The sequence below is a fragment of the Pseudomonas sp. F8002 genome (assembly GCF_013385495.1).
Lineage (GTDB): Bacteria > Pseudomonadota > Gammaproteobacteria > Pseudomonadales > Pseudomonadaceae > Aquipseudomonas.
In genome coordinates this window covers 46,314-65,795 of the sequence record NZ_JACAPW010000029.1, presented here as the reverse complement: position 1 = coordinate 65,795, position 19,482 = coordinate 46,314, and the positions used below count along the sequence as shown (strand labels likewise).

At 61.5% G+C, this 19,482-nt stretch carries 22 protein-coding genes and 2 pseudogenes; 16 read left to right on the top strand and 8 right to left on the bottom strand.

Features of this window, described 5'->3' with window-relative positions; translation table 11 throughout:
* Window positions 1-58: 58 nt before the first annotated feature.
* On the top strand, window positions 59-1,159 hold the full coding sequence (locus HX811_RS21115) for a GNAT family N-acetyltransferase/peptidase C39 family protein (RefSeq protein ID WP_177009424.1): 1,101 nt from the start codon (window positions 59-61) through the stop codon (window positions 1,157-1,159).
* On the opposite strand, the gene sfnG is transcribed toward HX811_RS21115, so the two are convergent.
* Window positions 1,143-2,234 carry a dimethylsulfone monooxygenase SfnG gene (gene sfnG, locus HX811_RS21110; RefSeq protein ID WP_177047213.1) on the bottom strand — a complete coding sequence of 364 codons (1,092 nt, stop codon included), beginning with the start codon at window positions 2,232-2,234 and terminating at the stop codon, window positions 1,143-1,145. The genes HX811_RS21115 and sfnG overlap by 17 nt on opposite strands.
* A 263-nt stretch (window positions 2,235-2,497) precedes the next feature.
* Here sfnG and HX811_RS21105 point away from each other — a divergent pair, with 263 nt between their 5' ends.
* Window positions 2,498-3,733, top strand: coding sequence for an acyl-CoA dehydrogenase family protein (locus HX811_RS21105; RefSeq protein ID WP_177047211.1), 1,236 nt, complete (start codon window positions 2,498-2,500; stop codon window positions 3,731-3,733).
* Here HX811_RS21105 and HX811_RS21100 read toward each other — a convergent pair.
* Together HX811_RS21100 and HX811_RS21095 are read right to left on the bottom strand one after the other, a co-directional pair.
* On the bottom strand, window positions 3,730-4,515 hold the full coding sequence (locus HX811_RS21100; RefSeq protein WP_008430805.1) for a sulfite exporter TauE/SafE family protein: 786 nt from the start codon (window positions 4,513-4,515) through the stop codon (window positions 3,730-3,732). The genes HX811_RS21105 and HX811_RS21100 overlap by 4 nt on opposite strands.
* A gap of 82 nt (window positions 4,516-4,597) precedes the next feature.
* On the bottom strand, window positions 4,598-5,377 hold the full coding sequence (locus tag HX811_RS21095) for a class I SAM-dependent methyltransferase (protein ID WP_177047209.1): 780 nt from the start codon (window positions 5,375-5,377) through the stop codon (window positions 4,598-4,600).
* Window positions 5,378-5,514: 137 nt separating this feature from the next.
* Here HX811_RS21095 and HX811_RS21090 point away from each other — a divergent pair, with 137 nt between their 5' ends.
* The 5 genes from HX811_RS21090 (at window position 5,515) to HX811_RS21070 (ending at window position 9,324) form a co-directional block, all read left to right on the top strand.
* A complete protein-coding gene (locus HX811_RS21090; RefSeq protein WP_177047207.1) occupies window positions 5,515-6,036 on the top strand; it encodes a DUF3455 domain-containing protein in 522 nt (173 codons plus the stop codon).
* A gap of 70 nt (window positions 6,037-6,106) precedes the next feature.
* Window positions 6,107-6,634 (top strand): sigma-70 family RNA polymerase sigma factor, encoded by a 528-nt coding sequence (locus HX811_RS21085; RefSeq protein WP_008430807.1) that lies wholly within the window; start codon window positions 6,107-6,109, stop codon window positions 6,632-6,634.
* Entirely contained in the window at window positions 6,631-7,314 is a 684-nt protein-coding gene (locus HX811_RS21080) for an anti-sigma factor domain-containing protein (protein ID WP_177047205.1), read from the top strand. Before HX811_RS21085 ends, HX811_RS21080 begins: the two co-directional genes overlap by 4 nt.
* Before the next feature lie 114 nt (window positions 7,315-7,428).
* Window positions 7,429-8,682 (top strand): chloride channel protein, encoded by a 1,254-nt coding sequence (locus tag HX811_RS21075; protein ID WP_177047204.1) that lies wholly within the window; start codon window positions 7,429-7,431, stop codon window positions 8,680-8,682.
* An 87-nt stretch (window positions 8,683-8,769) separates the two neighbouring features.
* Window positions 8,770-9,324 carry a UPF0149 family protein gene (locus tag HX811_RS21070; RefSeq protein ID WP_177047201.1) on the top strand — a complete coding sequence of 185 codons (555 nt, stop codon included), beginning with the start codon at window positions 8,770-8,772 and terminating at the stop codon, window positions 9,322-9,324.
* Between the two features lie 70 nt (window positions 9,325-9,394).
* Here the strand turns inward: HX811_RS21070 and HX811_RS21065 are convergent, their stop codons facing one another.
* Together HX811_RS21065 and HX811_RS21060 are read right to left on the bottom strand one after the other, a co-directional pair.
* A complete protein-coding gene (locus HX811_RS21065) occupies window positions 9,395-10,024 on the bottom strand; it encodes a lytic polysaccharide monooxygenase auxiliary activity family 9 protein (protein ID WP_102605856.1) in 630 nt (209 codons plus the stop codon).
* A gap of 212 nt (window positions 10,025-10,236) precedes the next feature.
* Window positions 10,237-10,590, bottom strand: a complete 354-nt coding sequence (locus HX811_RS21060; protein ID WP_003215254.1) for a DUF1428 domain-containing protein — start codon at window positions 10,588-10,590, stop codon at window positions 10,237-10,239.
* Between the two features lie 174 nt (window positions 10,591-10,764).
* Here HX811_RS21060 and HX811_RS21055 point away from each other — a divergent pair, with 174 nt between their 5' ends.
* Window positions 10,765-11,565 (top strand): isocitrate lyase/phosphoenolpyruvate mutase family protein, encoded by an 801-nt coding sequence (locus HX811_RS21055; RefSeq protein ID WP_177047200.1) that lies wholly within the window; start codon window positions 10,765-10,767, stop codon window positions 11,563-11,565.
* Here HX811_RS21055 and HX811_RS21050 read toward each other — a convergent pair.
* Window positions 11,562-12,461 carry a LysR family transcriptional regulator gene (locus tag HX811_RS21050; protein ID WP_177047284.1) on the bottom strand — a complete coding sequence of 300 codons (900 nt, stop codon included), beginning with the start codon at window positions 12,459-12,461 and terminating at the stop codon, window positions 11,562-11,564. The two genes, HX811_RS21055 and HX811_RS21050, sit on opposite strands and share 4 nt — an antisense overlap.
* Window positions 12,462-12,575: 114 nt before the next feature.
* On the opposite strand from HX811_RS21050, the gene HX811_RS21045 reads away from it, so the two are divergent.
* From HX811_RS21045 to HX811_RS21025, 5 genes are all read left to right on the top strand, one after another.
* A complete protein-coding gene (locus HX811_RS21045; RefSeq protein WP_177047199.1) occupies window positions 12,576-13,475 on the top strand; it encodes an NAD-dependent epimerase/dehydratase family protein in 900 nt (299 codons plus the stop codon).
* On the top strand, window positions 13,472-14,302 hold the full coding sequence (locus HX811_RS21040) for an SDR family NAD(P)-dependent oxidoreductase (RefSeq protein ID WP_177047198.1): 831 nt from the start codon (window positions 13,472-13,474) through the stop codon (window positions 14,300-14,302). The genes HX811_RS21045 and HX811_RS21040 overlap by 4 nt, the downstream gene beginning before the upstream one ends.
* A gap of 11 nt (window positions 14,303-14,313) precedes the next feature.
* The gene (locus HX811_RS21035) at window positions 14,314-14,772 is read left to right on the top strand and encodes a nuclear transport factor 2 family protein (RefSeq protein ID WP_177047197.1); all 459 of its coding nucleotides are present in this window, start codon (window positions 14,314-14,316) and stop codon (window positions 14,770-14,772) included.
* 84 nt (window positions 14,773-14,856) lie between these two features.
* A complete protein-coding gene (gene aroA, locus HX811_RS21030) occupies window positions 14,857-16,113 on the top strand; it encodes a 3-phosphoshikimate 1-carboxyvinyltransferase (RefSeq protein ID WP_177029163.1) in 1,257 nt (418 codons plus the stop codon).
* A 32-nt stretch (window positions 16,114-16,145) separates the two neighbouring features.
* Window positions 16,146-16,535: a hypothetical protein gene (locus tag HX811_RS21025; protein ID WP_087692705.1), complete on the top strand. Its 390-nt coding sequence runs from the start codon at window positions 16,146-16,148 to the stop codon at window positions 16,533-16,535.
* A gap of 528 nt (window positions 16,536-17,063) precedes the next feature.
* Here HX811_RS21025 and HX811_RS21020 read toward each other — a convergent pair.
* Entirely contained in the window at window positions 17,064-17,975 is a 912-nt protein-coding gene (locus HX811_RS21020) for an NAD synthetase (protein ID WP_177047196.1), read from the bottom strand.
* A gap of 185 nt (window positions 17,976-18,160) precedes the next feature.
* Here HX811_RS21020 and HX811_RS21015 point away from each other — a divergent pair, with 185 nt between their 5' ends.
* On the top strand, window positions 18,161-18,649 hold the full coding sequence (locus HX811_RS21015) for a type VI secretion system tube protein Hcp (RefSeq protein WP_177047195.1): 489 nt from the start codon (window positions 18,161-18,163) through the stop codon (window positions 18,647-18,649).
* On the opposite strand, the gene HX811_RS21010 is transcribed toward HX811_RS21015, so the two are convergent.
* Entirely contained in the window at window positions 18,639-18,983 is a 345-nt protein-coding gene (locus HX811_RS21010; RefSeq protein WP_218172355.1) for a tautomerase family protein, read from the bottom strand. The genes HX811_RS21015 and HX811_RS21010 overlap by 11 nt on opposite strands.
* Here HX811_RS21010 and HX811_RS21005 point away from each other — a divergent pair.
* Both HX811_RS21005 and HX811_RS21000 read left to right on the top strand, forming a co-directional pair.
* Window positions 18,984-19,207, top strand: a pseudogene (locus HX811_RS21005) (3-phosphoshikimate 1-carboxyvinyltransferase); the annotation flags it as partial. It abuts the gene before it with no gap.
* 29 nt (window positions 19,208-19,236) lie between these two features.
* A pseudogene (locus HX811_RS21000) lies at window positions 19,237-19,425 on the top strand (hypothetical protein); the annotation flags it as partial.
* Between the last annotated feature and the right edge of the window lie 57 nt (window positions 19,426-19,482).

The window sequence follows — 19,482 nt, the reverse complement described above, 5'->3', positions numbered from 1 at the left end:
ATTAAGCACGATCTTTTAGAGAAGTCCCGTTTCGTTACGCAACTTTTACGGCGGTCACATGGCTCTTTCCTTTCGCGTTGCAACACCCGATGACGTGCCTGCATTGGTGGCATTGGAACAGCACTGTTTCACCACGGACCGGCTCTCCACCCGCAGTTTCCAGTGGATGGTCAGTCGCGCCCACGGGCAACTGCTGGTGGCAGAAAAACACGGCGAATTGCTGGGCTACGCCCTGGTGCTGTTCCACCGGGGCACCTCGCTGGCGCGCCTGTACTCCATCGCCATCGCCGAGTCTTCCCGGGGCCTGGGCCTGGGCAAACAACTGCTGACGCGCATCGAAGCCTGTGCGGTGGAGCATGACTGCGCCTACCTGCGCCTGGAAGTGCGTACCGACAACCCCGGCGCCATTGCCCTGTATGAGCGCAACGGCTACCGGCGCTTTGCCCTGGTCAACGACTACTACGAAGACCACGCCCCTGCCCTGCGCCTGGAGAAACGCATCCTCCAGCACCAGGACGCGCGCGCCTTGAGCGTGCCCTATTACCAGCAAACCACCGACTTCACCTGCGGCGCCGCCAGCCTGCTGATGGCCATGGGTGCCCTGGAACCTGCGCGGGTGGCCCAGCGCCGGGAAGAACTGCAGATCTGGCGCGAGGCAACCACCGTGTTCATGACCGCCGGCCATGGCGGCTGCAGCCCTCAGGGTTTGGCGCTGGCCGCCTGGCGCCGGGGCTTTCGGGTGCGCATGCAGGTCAATGTCAGCGGGCCGTTGTTTCTCGACGGGGTACGTGATCAGCATAAAAAAGACGTCATGCGTTTGGTGCATGACGCCTTCGAGGAAGAGTTGGCCTTGAGCGACGTTGAGCAAGTGCTCGGCGGCCCGCTGGATTTACCCCAGGTGCTGCGCGACGGCGGCCAGCCGCTGGTGTTGATCAGCAGCTACCGCCTGACCCGCTCCAAGTCGCCCCACTGGGTAATCGTCACCGACTGCGACGAAGACTTCGTGTACCTGCACGACCCGGACGTGGATCACAGCCAGCACCGCCAGCCCATGGACTGCCAGCATCTGCCGGTCAGCCATGGGGAGTTCGAGCGAATGTGCCGGTTCGGCAATAACAAATTGCGGGCAGCGGTGGTGGTGTTCAGGCGACTTGCTTGATCCCGGCCTTGGCTTCCAGTTCGCGCACCAGCGGTAATACACGCTTGCCGAAGTATTCCACTTCTTCCTGAAAGTGCAGGAAGCCGGCCAGTACCAGGTCCACGCCGACCGCCTTCAAGGCGACGATGCGCTCGGCAATCTGCTGCGGGGTGCCGATCAGGTTGGTCTTGAAGCCGTCGTTGTATTGCACCAGATCCTCGAAGGTCGACTTGGCCCAGTTGCCCTCACCTTCCGGTGATGCCTTGCCCGCCTGCTTCGCCGCGTCGCCAAATGCGTTGACGGCTTCCGGGTCGGCCTGCTCGATGATTTGCGCGAGCACGGCGCGGGCTTCTTCCTCGGTGTCGCGGGCGATCACAAACGCATTCACACCGACTTTCACCGAATGGTTATTGGCCGCCGCCTTGGCGCGAATGTCATCGACCTGGGCCTTGATGCCTTCCGGGGTGTTGCCGTTGGTGAAGTACCAGTCCGACACCCGTGCCGCCATGTCCCGCGCGGCCCGCGAACTGCCACCCTGGAAGATTTCCGGGTGGGGCTCGCCCAGTGGCTTGGGCTTGAGGCTGTAGTTGTCGAAGCGATAGAAATCACCCCGGAAGGTGAAGTTGTCCTGGGTCCAGATGCCTTTCAGGGCGCGAATGAATTCTTCGGAACGGCGATAACGCTCGTCATGCTCCAGCCAGTGTTCGCCGATGGCCTGGAACTCGCCCTTGAACCAACCGCTGACAATGTTGACGGCCACGCGGCCGTTGGTGAGTTGGTCGATGGTTGCCAGTTGCTTGGCCGCCAGCGCAGGTTGCCAGGGGCCCGGCAGGATTGCCGCGATCACCTTGAGCGTGGTGGTGGCCGCCAGCAACGCGTGGCTGAACGCGACCGACTCATGCTGGTATTCGGCGCCATAACCGGCGGTGAAACGAATCTGTGTCAGGGCGTATTCAAAGCCGGCTTCTTCAGCCAACTGCGCCAGCTTGCGGTTGTAGTCGATGCCCCAGTGGGTGCGCTGTTCGATCTTGCTGACCACCAGCCCTCCGCTGACGTTGGGCACCCAGTAGGCAAATTTGACGGCTTGCTGACTCATTGGACTGTACCTCGCGGATTGGCATGTACGAGGTGTGGAGCAGCAACTGTGCCAGTGGGCGTGAGAGGCCCGCACTACCGGCCTTCGAGCGCGGAAACAGGCGAAAAGCAGCCTGTTCCGAGCTGTCGTGGATTGCAGCGGTTTGTCGTTTTGCTGTTGCAGGAACAACAGTTGAATCGGCACCCGTCCCGTAAATACGTGCCTTCGCGCCCGGCATGGACCGTGCAATAGCTCACCTATCTCACTGCCCAGGAACCGTCCCCATGACCGAACATCACGTGATCAATCCACTGTCCACCGGCGTCGATTATCACGCCCTGGCCGAACGCTTCCGGCCGATTTTCCAACGCATCGCCGAGGGTGCCGTAGAGCGCGAACAAACCCGCGCCCTGCCCTACGAGCCGATCCAATGGCTCAAGCAAGCCGGCTTTGGCGCCGTGCGCGTCCCGGTGGAATACGGCGGTGGCGGCGCCTCCCTGCCCCAGCTATTCGAACTGCTGATCGAACTGGCCGAAGCCGACTCCAACGTGCCCCAGGCCCTGCGCGGGCACTTCGCGTTTGCCGAAGACCGCCTGAATGCCGCCCCCGGCGCGGCGCGAGACCTCTGGTTCAAACGCTTTGTCGACGGTGACATCGTGGGCTGCGCCTGGACCGAAATCGGCAGCGTGGCCATCGGCGATGTCGTCACTAAAGTCAGCCCCGACGCCGACAAATGGAAACTCAACGGTGAAAAGTTCTACAGCACCGGCAGCCTGTTTTCCGACTGGATCGACGTCTATGCCCAACGCAGCGACACCGGCGGCGATGTGATTGCCGCCACCCGCACCCGCCAGCCCGGCGTGGTGCAAAGCGATGACTGGGACGGCTTTGGCCAACGCACCACCGGCAGCGGCACCTCGCGTTTTACCGATGCGGTGGTGGAGGCGGAAAACGTCATCGACTTTGCCACGCGCTTCAAATACCAGACTGCGTTCTATCAGTTGGTGCTGCTCGCCACCCTTGCCGGCATCGGCCGCGCGGCCCTCAAGGATGTGGCGCATCAGGTGCGCAGCCGCAAACGGATCTACAGCCATGGCAATGCCGCCCATGTGAGCCAGGACTCGCAGATTCAGCAGGTGGTGGGTGAAGTGGCAGCACTGGTATACGCCGCCGAAGCCAGCGCATTGAAAGCCGCAGTTCCAGCGCAGCGGGCTTATGTGGCGCGGTTCGGTGGGGACGATGCCGTGGAGCGCGAAGCCAATGTGACCGCCGAAATCGAATCAGCCACGGCGCAGGTGGTGGTCTCGGAACTGATCCAGCGCGCCACCACTGAACTGTTCAACGCACTGGGGGCTTCGGATGTGCGCCAGGGCAAAGCCCTCGACCGGCACTGGCGCAACGCCCGCACCGTGTCGTCCCACAACCCGGTGATCTACAAGGCGCGGATTGTCGGCGACTGGGTGATCAACCGCACCGAGCCGCCGTTTGTGTGGCAGATCGGCAATGGGCCGGCGCGTTAAAACGCCAGCTTGAAGCCGATCATCACCAGCATGAACGCCAGGCAAGGACGCAATATCCCGTCCGGGACCTTGCCGGCCATGTGGCTGCCGACATAAATCCCCGGCAGCGAGCCCAGCAACAGGAAGCCCAGCAGGGTCCAGTCCATGTTGCCCATGCTGGCGTGGCCGAGGCCGGCGACCAGGGTCAGCGGCACGGCGTGGGCGATTTCGGTACCCACCAGGCGCTTGGTGGCCAGGAACGGGTACAGGATAAACAGCGCCACCGTGCCCAGGGCACCGGCGCCGATGGAGGTCAGGGCCACCATGGTACCGAGGACAGCGCCGGTGATGATGGTCAGCGCATTGAGGTTGCGCGGCGCCATCTTGTAGTCGTCGCCGGCATGCCGCTGGGCAAAGGCCAACAGCTTGTTCTTGAACAGGATCGCCGTGGCCGTCAGCAGCAAGACCACGCCCAGGGACTGCTTGATCACCGCGTTCAAGGCGGCGGGGTCGGTGTCCAGGCTCTTGAGAAACCACAAGGTCAGCAACACGGCGGGCACGCTGCCCAGGGTCAGCCAGCCGGTGATGGTCCAGTCGATGTTGCGATTCTTGCTGTGAACCAGCACCCCGCCGGACTTGGTGATGGCGGCGTACAACAGGTCGGTGCCCACGGCGGTGGCCGGGTTGATGCCGAACCAGAGCAGGATCGGCGTCATCAACGAGCCCCCGCCTACACCGGTCATTCCCACGATAAATCCAACAATCAGGCCAGCAATCGAGAAACCAAAATTACCTACATCCATTACCACTACCTGCGGCCTTATAAAATTCTGGCCGCAGCATAGCGATTTTTCTTATAACTACTTATATCAAAACGATCTGACTTTATGCCTTTCTGGTCAGCCGCTGGCTGCGATAAGCCTGGGTCTGGTACGGAAACGCAACCGTCTCACGGCCGCGCAAGGCCGGATGCGTGTTGATCAGCGACTGCAACTGCTCAGTCACCTGCGCCTTTTCTGCCGGTGGCAATGCGGCGATAAAGCTCACGGAAAGGAAGCGGTCCATGATCACTTCCTGGGGGCTGCCGACATGGCTGTAGGGGAAGCAGGTCATTTCGGGGGCGGAAAAATACTCGCCGGTAAAGGCCTCGCGCCAACGTCCGGTATGAAAGCGCGGTGTGTCGCCCTCGTAGGGCGTGATGATTTCGGTGATGGCCGCGACCCAGTCCACCGACTCATCCCGCACATTCCAGATCAACCCCAGGCGACCCTCCGGCTTGAGCACCCGGTGAATTTCCGCCAGGGCCGCTTCCGTGGAAAACCAATGGAACGCCTGGGCACACACCAGGGCATCAGCGGTGGCCGACTCCAGGGGGATGGCTTCAGCGGTGCCCGACAGCAGGCGCACCTGGGGCAGCAGTTTGTGCAACTGCGCGCCCATTGCCTCCACCGGCTCCACTGCGATCAACGTCGGCGCCACGGTGCTGAGCAAGCGGGTGAACTTGCCGGTGCCGGCGCCCAGGTCGATGACCGTGGAGTGGGGATTGATCTGCAGGGCGTCGGTGAGCCAACCCGTGAGTTGCCGTGGATAGTCCGGCCGGCCTTGGGCGTACGTGACGGCCTGAGTAGAGAAACCCTGTTGAGCAGACTTGTGAACACCGGTCATCGTCAATCTCTCCTCTGGTAGTGCGGGGGCCCACAGTGTGCGCCCTTGAAGATTTATTTTCTAATCGCTGCATCCGTTTGCGCGTGCCGTGGGTAGTACAGGTAGCAGCGCCTTGCTGCCCTTATGGAGAGACACCGATGAACGCCAAAGCCCTGTTCTGCGTGACCTGCCTTTTCGCCGCTGCACCGACTGCCTTTGCCCAGACCGGTTTACCCGACAGCATCAAGGTGCCGGACGGCCACAAGGTGACCATGGAAACCACCGGAGTCGGCGAAATCACCTACGAATGCCGGGACAAGGCCAATGCTGTCGGCCAGACCGAATGGTTTTTCGTCGGGCCCAAGGCGGTGCTCAATGACCGCAGTGGCCAGCAGGTCGGTAGCTACTTCGGCCCGCCGGCCACCTGGCAGGCCAAGGATGGTTCGAAAGTCACCGGCACCCAGTTGGCCGTGGCGCCGTCCAGCCCTGGCAACCTGCCTTATCAACTGGTCAAGGCCAACCCCGCCGAAGGCAAGGGCGCGATGAGTGGCGTCGCGTATATCCAGCGGGTGGCCCTCAAGGGCGGCGTGGCGCCAGGCACGGAATGCACGGCGGCCAACAAGGGCAAGCAGGAAGTGGTCAAATACCAGGCCGACTACATCTTCTGGGCGGCCAACTGACCAGATTCGTCTACGCTGCTGCGAAAGCGCCCCGGGCTCACCGCCGGGGCCTCCACCTGGGAACCTGTCTTTGCCTGAAGCCGATTTTGACTATCAAGCCTGCCTGCTGGCCTGCGCCCGTGGCGAACAACCGGCCTTGCGCCGGCTGTATCAACAGGAAAGCAGCCGGCTGCTGGGGGTCGCGTTGCGCATCGTGCGTGACAAGGCCGTGGCCGAAGATATCGTGCATGACGCCTTCATCAAGATCTGGAACGGCGCGGCCAGTTTTGACCCGCACAGAGGCTCGGCCCGCGGCTGGGTATACAGCGTGACCCGGCACCTGGCGCTAAATGCCGTGCGCAGCAATGGACGCGAGGTGCCCCTCAGCGAAGAGCATGAAAGCGCAGAGCGCGCTGACACCTTCGACTATCAGGCGCACTCGGGGCGGATCTACAGCTGCCTCGAACAACTCGACCCGGCCCGCCGCAACTGCATCCTGCATGCGTATGTAGACGGTTATTCCCACAGCGAAATCGCGCACAAACTCGGCACCCCGCTGGGTACCGTGAAAGCGTGGATCAAACGCAGCCTCGCGGCATTGCGTGAGTGCATGGCATGAACAGCATCGACGAACTGGCCAGCGAATATGTGCTGGGCACCTTGCCCACCGAGCAACGCACCGAGGTGGAACAGCGCCTGGCCACCGATGCCGACTTGCGTGCGGCAGTGGACGCCTGGGAACAGCGCCTGCTGCCACTGACTGGACAGGCCGCCCCGGCAACGCCTTCGGTGTATTTATGGCGACGCATCGAGAGCAGCCTGGGGCATTCAGCCACCCGGGACTCGCCGGTCTCATGGTGGAACAGGCTGGCGTTGTGGCGCGGACTGGCCGGCGCCGGCATCGCGGCGAGCCTGGTATTGGCGACACTGCTGTTGACCCGTACGGTCGCCATCAACCCGACCGCGTATGTGGTGGTGCTGGTAGCCCCGCAAAACCAGGCCCCGGGCTGGGTAATCCAGGCGAGCAATACCCAGGAAATCCAGCTGATTCCCCTGGGCATCATGGAAGTACCGGCAGACAAGACGCTGCAGTTCTGGACCAAGGGCGAAGACTGGCAAGGCCCGGTGTCGCTGGGCTTGGTCAAGCCGGGGCAGACGTTATCTGTGCCCCTGGACAAACTCCCGCCACTGGCGCCGAACCAGCTGTTTGAGCTGACCCTGGAAAATCCCGGCGGGTCGAAAACCGGCAAGCCGACAGGTCCGATTCAGGCAATTGGCCGGGCCGTTAAAGTAATCTGAACGTAATGCAATGTTGTGGAAGGCCAGTTCGCGCATGTGCATTACATCTCGGGGCTATGGCGTCACCATTGCGCTATAGAATCGGGCTCGGAAACCCGGCTCCCTGGACCCTTCATGCCCTCAAAAATCCGTTCGCTGCTGATTCTCGCACTTGTCGTCATCTTCACCGGCATCGGCGCCGGCCTGGGCGGCATGCTGCTCGCCTTGCTGCTGCACGGCATCCAGCATCTGGCCTACGGCTACAGCCTCGACAGCCTGATCAGCCATGAAACCTTTTTGCTCGGCGTCACCGCCGCCGCGCCCGAACGCCGGGTGCTGGTGCTGATCACCTGTGGCCTGGTGGCCGGTGTGGGTTGGTGGTTGATCTACCACTATGGCCGCCCGTTGGTGAGCATCAAGCAGGCGGTCTCCGCCCAGGCACCGATCATGCCGCCCAAGACCACCCTCGCCCACGCCGTGCTGCAAATCATCACTGTGGCCCTCGGCTCGCCATTGGGCCGTGAAGTGGCGCCACGGGAAGTCGGCGCGCTGGCCGCCACCTGGTTGTCACAGCGGGCGCGACTGGCGCCGGACATGCATCGGCTGATCGTCGCCTGCGGTGCGGGCGCCGGGCTGGCGGCGGTGTACAACGTGCCGTTGGGCGGCGCGGTGTTTGTGCTCGAAGTGTTGGTGGGTGTGTTCAGTTGGCCGGCGGCAGTGATTGCGTTGGCCACCTCGGCCATCGGCGCGTCGGTGGCCTGGATTGGCTTGGGCGCAGAGGCGCAATACGTGGTGCCGCACTTTGTGCTCAGCCCAGGCTTGATCGCCTGGGCGCTGGCCGGCGGGCCGGTGTTTGGCCTGGCCGCCTACGGATTCACCCGGCTGACCGGCGCGGCCCGCAGCAACGCCGCCCGTGGCTGGCGGTTGCCGGTACTGTCGTTGATCAACTTCACGATCATCGGGGGCCTGGCGATTTTCCTGCCGCAGATCCTCGGCAACGGCAAGGGCCCGGCGCAGCTGGGCTTTGACAATGAGCTGACCATCGGCCTCGCCGCGGTGCTGCTGGTGGTCAAGGTACTGATCACTGCGAGCAGCCTGCGCGCCGGTGCCGAAGGCGGTTTGCTGACCCCGGCGCTGGCCAACGGCGCCCTGCTCGCCATCATCCTCGGCGGCGCCTGGAGCCTGCTGTGGCCCGGCGTGCCGCTGGGGGCGTTCGCGATCATCGGTGCGGCGGCGTTCCTGGCATCGAGCATGAGCATGCCGTTGACGGCAATCGTGCTGGTGGCGGAATTCACCCGCATCGACCATGACTTCCTGGTGCCGATCATTCTCGCGGTGGCAGGTTCGATGTGCATGAGCAAGCTGTGCGTCCTGTGGGAAAAGCGTTGAAGAAGCTGGATTAAAACCCCGACACGCGCCATCCTCCGCGCTTTAAGCCGCCCCATCAGCGGCGTTCCACGCACAAAGGATATGCCCATGCACGACCAACCCCTCGCCCCCGCCGATTTCGAGTTCATCGACGACACCCTGCTCAAGTACGGCGACGACCACTCGGTGCTGAACCTGGCCGAGCTCGACGGTTACTTCACCGCCCTGGTTTCAAGCCCCGCGCAGGTGGAGGTTGCCGAATGGTTCCCCGGTATCTTTGGTGGGCAGAACCCGGATTGGGAAAGCCCGGAAGAAGCTGGCCAGTTCCTTGAACTGTGCGTGCGCCATATGAACGCCATTGCCACGCAACTGGCGACCGACGCCCAGGGTTTCAAGGCACGTTTCGAGGAAACCGAGCATCAGGACCAGCCACTGACCCTGGCGGAAGAATGGTGCTTTGGTTATATCCGTGGCGCCGCTATCGGCAACTGGCCAGAGCTGCCTGCCGAACAGGCCGGGCAACTGGAAAAGATTTCCTGGTGCGCCGAGCAGGACAACTTTGAACTGCCGGCAGACCTGGATGTTGACGCCCATCAGCAACGGGTAGCCGCCATCGAACCGGCCGCCCGTGCGTTGCACGACTACTGGTTGGCCCAGCGCTGAACGCAACACCTGTGGCGAGGGAGCAAGCTCCCTCGCCACATTTATGTTGTTCCTCCAGATTCAGTTGCCGCTAGTTGAAATCGACGTCAAACGCCTGATAGAACGCATTGCCGGTGTTGGCCACGATCCACATCAACACCAGCACATGCCGGCCCTTCTTGCCCTTGGGCAATGTCACCTGATGTTCAACCTTGGCCTTCAGTTCGGCCGAGTGCTGGTAATACGGCACCTGGGTATAGAAGTCCTCGAAGAAAGGCTTGGCCTCCAGTTGGGCGCGGCTGATGCGCTGCCTGGGATCCCAACCGTCCCGGGTGATCAACCAGCGATAGCCACGAGTCACGTGCGCGGCGGTGTAATCCCACTGCACCTTGAACACCTGGCCGGCTTCAACATTCAACAACGGCCAGTTAAACGGAGTGTTGAGCTTTTTAGCCATTTCTTCGTCGGTGAAGTTCACGCAGTCGCGGGCATCGGTCTTGCCGCCGCTGAGGATGTGCCCGTCGGCGGGCGGCGTGACGCTTTGATCGTCGGTTTCATAGGGCGCCGGAAACGGCCCGGCGTTGAGGGCCGGGAAGTTCTTGCCGCCTTCCATTTCGTTGACTTGCCAGTTTTCCAGCAGGCCACGCTCTACCGCCACCGAGCCACGGCTGGCGGGTGTCACGACGCGACCATGCCTGAGTTGAGTCTGGGGTTTGTTCATTTCAGTCACTCCTTGATTGAAGACTTCCCCTCATGGGAAGCGCCTTGAACTTAGCCCACCTCGCCGGGTTGTCTACCCGACGTTCCTGTCAGACAAATCGCGTCATGTCCTTGTTTTGCGTAGCTTTCGCACTGGTCTTGCACCAGAGTTATCGTCGGTCCTACCCTGCGACAGGCGATCGGACTACAGCGGCTGTCCATGAACGCCTGGCCTCAGGTGTTGAGGATCATCTCAAACCCGCCATAGATCATCCGTTGCCCATCAAACGGCATCGGATTGACGTCTGCCTTCAGGCGCGGGTCTTCCATCACCTTGCTCATCCCGGCGTCACGCACCTGCCGCGACGGCCAGACGATCCAGGAAAACACCACGGTTTCATCCTCCTTGAGCTTGACCGCCATGGGAAACGAGGTCACCTGCCCCTGGGGCACGTCATCGCCCCAGCACTCGATGATATTCAGCGCGCCATGGTCCTTGAACACCACGGCGGCGGCCTTGGCATGCTGGATGAATTGTTCGCGGTTTGCGGTGGGCACCGCGATCACACAGCCATCTACGTAAGACATGATCACTCTCCTGATTCGACGGGTTGTTGTGCCTGTAGTCGATCAATCAGGCGCTCAATCGACATCAACGTGGGAAATGTCGACCAGTGGTGTGTTATCGATTGCGATGCCGGGCCGATTCTTGATATGACAGGCGCCTTCAACAACAAAGCCCACTCAAAGGACTGACCCGCCATGACCGCCCACGCCACCGCCTTCCACGCCCTGCACCACGCCCAATTGCTGATCCTGCCCAACGTTGCCGATGCCGGCGGTGCGCGCCTGGTGGCGCAACTGGGCAGCCAGGCCGTCGCCACCAGCAGCGCCGCAGTCGCCTGGACCCATGGCTACAAGGACGGCAATCAACTGCCTCTGCCGTTGCTGGTGAGCACCGTGCAGTCCATCGCCCGCGTCATCGATGTGCCGCTGAGCGTGGACATCGAGGCCGGTTATTCCGACGACCCGGAGCACGTGGGCCGGGTGATCAAGGCGGTGATCGACGCCGGTGCCGTCGGGATTAACATCGAGGACGGTGCCGGCACGCCTGAACTGCTGGCCCGCAAGATCGAAGTCGCCCGTCGTGTGGCTGACAACTGTGGCGTGAAGCTGTTTATCAATGCCCGCAGCGACGTGTATTTGAAAGGATTGGCCCCGGAGCCACAGCGCCTTGAAGAACTCCTCAAGCGCGCCGCGTTGTACCAGGGCGCAGGCGCCGACGGGCTGTTTGCCGCCGGCATCCACCTGGAGCACGAAATCCAGCAGCTCTGCCAGGCGACCAACTTGCCAGTCAACGTGCTGGCCTGGGCCGGCCTGCCCGCGCCCGAGACGCTGCAAGCCTTGGGCGTACGCCGCCTCACGGCCGGCTCGAGCATCGCCGAATTCCTGTATGGCATCATGCACAGCCTGGCCGAAGGTTTCCTGCGAACCGGGAAACTCGATATCCATGAGCTGAAGGCGTTCACCTACGGCGACTTGAATGGCCGCATGCCGGGTTAAGACGTCCCACGTACCAACGGCATATTGGCAACAATAAATTCGATAAACACCCGCAGCTTGGGCGGCACCTGCCGCCCCGACGGCCACAGCAGGTTGAACTGGCCACCCTCCCAGGTGTAATCCCCAAGCACCTCCACCAGATGCCCGGCCGCGAGTGCCTCGCGCACCACGAAGTCGGCCGCATAAGTCAGGCCCTGGCCCTGCACCGCCAGCTCCATGCGTCCTTCCACCGAATTGCAGATCATCGAGCGCGGCAGCTCAAGCTCCAGCGCTCGCTCGTCGCGGCGCATCTGCCAGGCCTGGAGTTTGCCGGAGGCGGGAAAGCGGAAATGGATGCAGCGATGTGCGTACAGGTCTTCCGGGCAACGCGGCGTTCCGTTCCGAGCCAGATAGTCCGGGGAGCCAACGACCAACATTCGATAGGTGCCCAGCGGACGCGCCGACAGCCCGGAATCCTTCGGTACACCGCTGCGGATTACCGCGTCGAAACCTTCGGCAATCACGTCCGCCAGGCGGTCGTTGAAATCCAGGTCCAGCTGGATCTGCGGGTACAGCGCCTGGAACTCGCCGAACATCGCCAGGAACGGCCGGGCAATCATCGGCAGGCCAACCCGCAGCGGGCCCTGGGGCGCGACAAGGGTTTGCGACAGCTCTTCACCCGCCACTTCCAGCTCCGCCAGGACTCGCCGGCAGCGCTCGACAAATTGCGTACCCTGGGCCGTGAGGGTGATGCTGCGGGTGCTGCGATGAAACAGCCGCACACCAAACTTTGCTTCCAGCCGGGCGATGCTCTTGCTCACCGCCGACGCCGAGATGCCCAGCGTCCTGCCAGCACCGACAAAGCTGCGGGCTTCAGCTGCCGCGACAAACACGCCGATGGCATTCAGGCTTTCCATACGCTTACCCATTAAGGACTCTGGAGTCCATTCTAAACAGAACTCAGGCCTGTTTTTCCGCTAATTGTTCACGCCTATGGTGGTGGCTCGTTCCCCAGCCACAGGCTTTTTCCCATGAAGATTTTCCTTACCGGTGCCAATGGTTTCGTCGGCGGCAGCGTTGCCCATCACTTGATCGCCCAAGGGCACAGCGTGCGCGGCCTGCTGCGCGACCCGCAGAAAGCCGGGCGCTTGCAGGCCCAGGGCATCACCCCGGTGATCGGCAGCCTGGATGACCGCCAATTACTGATCGACGAAGCACGCCAGGCCGACGCCGTGATCGATGCTGCCAACAGCGACCACGCCGGTGCCGTCGACGCGTTCATCGAGGCGCTGCGTGGCTCGGGCAAACTGCTGATCCACACCAGCGGCTCCAGCATCATCGGCGATGACGCGTTGGGTAATACCTTGTCCGAACACATCTTTGACGAAGACACCCCCTTCATCATCGAGGCCCCCAAGCAAGCCCGCTACGACATTGACCTGCGCATGATGGCTGCCGCCGACCAAGATATTCGCAGCGTGGTGATCTGCCCGAGCAACATCTATGGCGTGGGCCATGGATTGACCGATCACAGCTTCCAACTGCCGTTCCTGATGGCCCGTGCCCGGGAAACCGGGGTGATGCGTATCGTCGGGGCCGGGGTCAATCGCTGGTCCAACGTGCACATTGATGACGTCGCGCAACTGTTCCTGCTGGCCGTGGAAAAAGCCCCGGCCGGCGCGTTTTACTTTCTGGAAAACGGTGAGGCGTCGTTTATCGATATGGCCGCCGCACTGGCCAAGCGCATGAACCTGGGCGCGGTGCAGTCATGGCCAGCCGAAGAAGCCGAGCAACATTGGGACCCGATGCATGTGCATTACACCTTCGGCACCAATAGCCGGGTCAAGGCCAAGCGCGCTCGCGCCGAGCTGGGTTGGGCGCCGCGTCACGCTTCGATCCTCGACTGGATCGGCAGCGAGATGCCGCTATGAGCCGAGTCTGGATGATTACCGGCAGCGCCGGCGGCCTGGGTGCCGGCATCGCCCGCGCGGCGCTGGTCAACGGCGACCAGGTGGTAGCCACCGACCTTGACCTGGCCCGTCTGGACCAGACCTACAGCAGCGACCAGGTGATGACCGCCGCGCTGGACATCCGCGATGAGCAACAGGCCCAAACGGTGGTGACCGCAGCAGTGGCGCGATTCGGACGCATCGATGTGCTGGTCAATAACGCAGGCTACGGACAGTTCGGGCCATTCGAGGAAGTCGAGCCCGAGGCCATCGAGCGTCAGTTCGCGACCAACGTGTTCGGCACCTTCAACGTCACCCGCGCAGTGCTGCCGGTGATGCGCCGCCAGCGCAGCGGGCACCTGGTGATGATGTCGTCCAATGGCGGCTTCAAGGGCGTGCGTGGGGCCTCGATGTATTCGGCGTCGAAGTTTGCGATTGAAGGGTTTTCCGAAGCCCTGGCCGAGGAAGTCGCCGAGTTCGGCATCCGCCTGACGCTGTTGGAGCCCGGGGCGTTTCGTACTGACTTTCTCGACAGCCGCATGCTCAAGCTCGGCACCCGGGCACTTGAGGATTACGCCGAATTTCGCGCCCGCACGCTGGCGGTCTTCGAGGCTCGTAATCACCGGCAAATCGGCGACCCGTACCGACTCGGCCTGGCGGTTGTGCAATTGGCGGCTCTGGCAGCACCGCCGTTGCGCTTCGTCGCTGGCAGCGATGCGCTGAGTGTCGTCGAAGCCAAGCTGGACCAGGTTCGCGCTGATCTTGAACGCTGGCGCTCGCTGTCCACCTCCACCGATTTCCCTCAATAAAGGCCTCTGTCATGACCGACCTCATCGCCCGCGTAGAACAGCTGGAAACCCGCTTCGCCCTGGAGCGCCTGATCAATGAGTACGCCCACGCCTTCGACGCCCGCGACGAAACGCTGCTGCGCAGCATCTGGCACGACGACGCACGGCTGGACCCCGGTGCCGCGTTCGGCTGCCATGACGGCGTCGCCGCGATCATAGCTTCCGCCCACCTCAACTGGGCAGCCATGCCGCATATGCATCACTGGATGGCCAACCCGCTGATCGACATCAGCGGCGATACCGCCAGCGCGAGGGTTGCGGTGGATTGCCTGTGCACCCATAACGAACTGGGGCAGGTGCAGATCAGCGGTCTTTATCACGATCGGTTCGAACGCCGGCAAGGGCAATGGGCGTTCAGCGAGCGGCGCTTTGAGCTGCATTTCCTGACACCACTGGCCGCCTGGAAGCCGGTGGCAGGGCTGGAGGCGTAGATCCATGCTCGACAAGGGTGGCGTGTTTGGCCGATTATTCGTGTCCGCCAAACGCCACCCGCCTTGAAGCAGGAGCCTTGTACCTTGAGTTCGCAGAAAACCGTGACCGTTACACCGCCCAACTTTCCATTGAACGGCAAGGTAGCGCCCCCCGGCTCCAAATCCATTACCAACCGTGCCCTGCTGCTGGCGGCCCTGGCCAAGGGCACCAGTCGCTTGAGCGGCGCGCTGAAAAGCGATGACACCCGCCACATGTCGGTGGCCCTGCGGCAGATGGGCGTGGTGATCGATGAACCGGACGACACCACGTTCGTCGTCACCAGCCTGGGCAAGCTGCAATTGCCGGCGCAGCCTTTGTTTCTCGGCAACGCCGGCACCGCGATGCGCTTTCTCACCGCCGCCGTGGCCACCGTACAAGGCACCGTGGTGCTGGACGGCGACGCCTACATGCAAAAACGCCCGATCGGCCCGCTGCTGGCGACCCTCGGCCAGAATGGCATCCAGGTCGACAGCCCTACCGGTTGCCCACCCGTGACCGTCCATGGCACTGGCCGCGTGCAAGCCAAGCGTTTCGAGATCGACGGCGGCCTGTCGAGCCAGTACGTGTCGGCGCTGTTGATGCTGGCGGCGTGCGGCGAAGCCCCGATTGAAGTGGCACTGACCGGCAAGGACATTGGCGCCCGTGGCTATGTCGACCTGACCCTGGACTGCATGCGCGCCTTCGGTGCCCAGGTGGACATCGTCGATGAAAGCACCTGGCGCGTGGCCCCGACCGGCTACACCGCCCACGATTACCTGATCGAACCTGACGCTTCCGCCGCCACCTATTTGTGGGCCGCTGAAGTGCTGACCGGTGGCCGCATCGACCTTGGTGTCGCCCCGCAGGATTTCACCCAGCCCGATGCCAAGGCCCAGGAAGTGATCGCGCAGTTCCCGCACATGCAACCGGTGGTTGTCGGTTCGCAGATGCAGGACGCAATCCCCACCCTCGCCGTGCTCGCCGCGTTCAACAACACACCGGTACGTTTCACGGAACTGGCCAACCTGCGGGTCAAGGAATGTGATCGGGTGCAGGCACTGCATGACGGTCTGAATGAAATCCGTCCGGGCCTGGCGACCATTGAAGGTGATGACTTGCTGGTAGCCAGCGATCCGGCCTTGGCGGGTACCACCTGCAACGCGCTGATTGACACCCACGCTGACCACCGCATCGCCATGTGCTTTGCCCTGGCGGGCCTGAAGGTCTCGGGGATCAGGATCCAGGACCCGGACTGCGTCGGCAAGACCTATCCTGAGTACTGGAAAGAGCTGGAAAGCCTTGGGGTCCATCTGACCTGGTAAGCCGCCGGCGCCGGTAACGGGAGGGAGATTGCATGACGATTCGCCAACCCTGCCCACCCGGCGTCTGCGACTGCAATCGTGAGCAACTGCTCGACCTTCCCGGCGCCGATGCGCGCATCCTGCACCTGACGCGCCAGGAAGAAAAACGCCTGCTCGAACGCCTCGAAAACCTGCAAAGCCTGCCCGACCTTGAGCGCATGCAACAGCTGATGTACCAGCAACTGGGCATTCGCGTGCATGTCGCACCGGGTCATACGGAAGTGAAGACGATGCGCGGGATTCAGATCGTTATCGATGACTTGCCGGGGTTGTGTCGCAAGACCCGGCAGTCGATTCCGGCGGCGATTCGCAAGGGCATGGAGAAGCGGCCGGAGATTGCGTATCGGTTGCTGGATGCTCATGACTTGTTTCGCGAGGGTTGAGGGCAGCCTTCCATTTGCGGCGATTTTCTCGCTTGAGCCTGCGGGCCGTTTTGTATTCGAGGCGAGCCTGGGCCATCTCCTGAGTACGCGGGGGCCGAAAACCGGCTTTGTAACGCTTGCGTTCGTGGCGAAGTAGAACGAGTTCTGCGCGCATTTGGCGGTGGCGTTTAGTGTTCAGGAGGTAGAGGCCTAGAAGCGAGAACAAAAGCCCTGTCGAGAAAGTAAAAAGATCTGGTGTGTAGCTGATAGTGAACATCACCGCAGAAAAGCTCAGCACACAACAGCCAACCATTATCCAGACTCCCCACGCTCGCCCTCGCACAACAAGAGCATTTCCCACCGACAAGATCACTGACATTACGCCCATATCAAGACCCGAGTAATTGCGGTAACCAGAAATCCGATGTAGATAGGTGCTGCCCAAAAGCGCGCTCGCCATAACAAGCGCAAGAAGCGCGCAAAAAAAAGCACCAATAAAAACCGGGCCATACCGAGCCAGAAAGGCCTGACGTGAATGCCTCAATTCCATCATTCAAACTCTTCGTATAGGCCGATAGCGACGGTTCTAATATTCCCGGACAAACCGCTGCCGGTAATACTCATAGACGCGCCAATCGCATCCTTTATTTGCGTGACCGTCGCTTGATTGATTTGTGTAGCCGTGTAGCTTTTTGGCAGAGTCCCCATGCGTTGCTGAAGTTTCCGTAGTGCGTTGCCCATATTAGGGGCTCGAAGCGTCAACAGCTCCCTGGTCAACGCTTTTCTCTGTTGCCTACTCAGGTCCTTGGACAACTCCAACCAATTCCTGCCAGTTGATACCTTCCTGGCCCGCATGAGTTTCAGCGTCGTCAAACCGGACGTGCCAGCTCCTAGAAGCGATACGCCATCCAGTACCGGCATTACGTAGCGATACCACTCAGCTTCATTTAGATCATCGTTGATCGCAGGGTCTTTCATCTCATTACGAGTCCTGTACAGACCCGCGCCGCATTGAAAAGAGCTTGCCACGGCTGCTGTGAAAGCCATACCTGCCACAGCAGTACTTACGCCAGCCGTAAACGGTGTAGCAACTGAGCCACCCGAGAAAACCAGCCAACCCAATACGGCAGCACCACAGGATAACCCTGCGCCGAGCGCCTCAAAAACCACCTGCGACTCCCTCGGCTCCTTCTGCAGCTCCCGTACAAAATCCAGCCGCGCCATGTACCTCGGCGCTTCACGCAAAACCACCCGTTTGGGCAACACACTGCAAATCGGCTGAAACTCACGCAACGTCACCGGCCACAGTTGATCATCGAGGTACACCACTCCTGCCCCCGCAATCGCCGGATCGGCATCGATCGCGGCAAACAATCGGCCGAGGTCGATACTGCCTTCGATCCGTTCGCGGGTGGTGCGATGGGCCGCGGGAAAACCGTCTTTCAAGACGCTGGAAGTCATTCCTTTACTCCTGGATTGCACAAGAACGCAGAGAGTAAGAGTGATCCGCTTAAAAAATTGTCGGAAAACTCCTCTTTTCCAGACAGGCACTTCCCGATCACATCTCAGCGTCTTGTGGGCAATCATTCCAATTGGAAAAGTACGCCCCGCGCCACTACCGGCGACAGTGAGGACAAGGAGCAACAATGGCGACTGATATGTTTTTGAAGCTGGGCGATATCAAGGGTGAGTCCAACGACCAGGCACACCGTGATGAAATCGAGATCAGTAGTTGGGGCTGGGGAATGAAACAATCAGGATCGATGCATTCTGGTACGGGTGGCGGTGCTGGCAAGGTCAATATAAGAAACCTGTCGATTACCAAGACTCTGGACAAGTCCACGCCCAACCTGATGATGGCGTGTTCCACCGGCAAACATTATCCCGAAGCCCGGCTGGTGGTTCGTAAAGCGGGCGGTGCCAGCGCCGTGGAGTACCTGGTCATTACGCTCAAGGAAGTCATGGTGACGTCCTACGAAACCGGGGCAGTGACAACCAGCGATGTGCTGACCGAAGAAGTCGGCCTGAACTTCGCCAAAGTCGAGGTCAGTTACCAGCCGCAAAAAGCCGATGGTGGCAAGGATGGTGGAGCGCTCAAGTACGGCTGGAATATCCGCGAGAACGTTAAAATATAACGAATAAACCGGGCGCAGACTCGGTTGGCTTGACGGCGCGCCCACACCTCTTATTCCCCCTTCCCCCCGCAAACAACCACTCATGTCGCTTGGTCTCAGTATCCCGAGGTTTGCCGCCGGTGATCGCGATCACTCCATAGTCATGACTGCGCGGGCCGCCCAGGCAGTTGGGGTCGATGATCATCTCGCCAACGTCGTGTTGGTGAATCACGTGGAAGCGATCAGCAACAGGGATTTTGAAGCTTTCAACCAGGGCATCATGCAGTCCCTGGGAAAGGGCTTTCAGGTACTCGGGGGATTTTCCGCGATACAGGGAGATTCGGGCGTAAGGCATGGGGTTACTCCGCAGGATTTCACCTAGCCCGACGCCAAGGCCCAGGCAGTGATTGCGCAATTCCCGCAGATGCAGCCGTGGTCATTGGCTCGCAGATGCAGGATGCCATTCCAACCCTCGCCGTACTGGCCGCGTTCAACAACACGCCGGTACGCTTCACCGAACTGGCCAACCTGCGGGTCAAGGAAGGTGACCGGGTGCAAGCCCTGCATGATGGCCTGAATTAAATCCGTCCTGGCCTGGCGACCATTGCGTGCATATCGCGCCCGGTCATACCGAAGTCAAAAGCATGCGCGGGATTCAGATCGTTATCGATGACTTGCCGGGGTTGTGTCGCAAGACCCGGCAGTCGATCCCGGCAGCGATTCGCAAGAGCATGGAGAAGCGGCCGGAGATTGCGTATCGGTTGCTGGATGCCCATGACTTGTTTCGCCAACAGTGAAGCAACCTGGCGATCCAGCCCGACCCCGCCGCAGGTGTCGGCTACCAGATAAGCCTG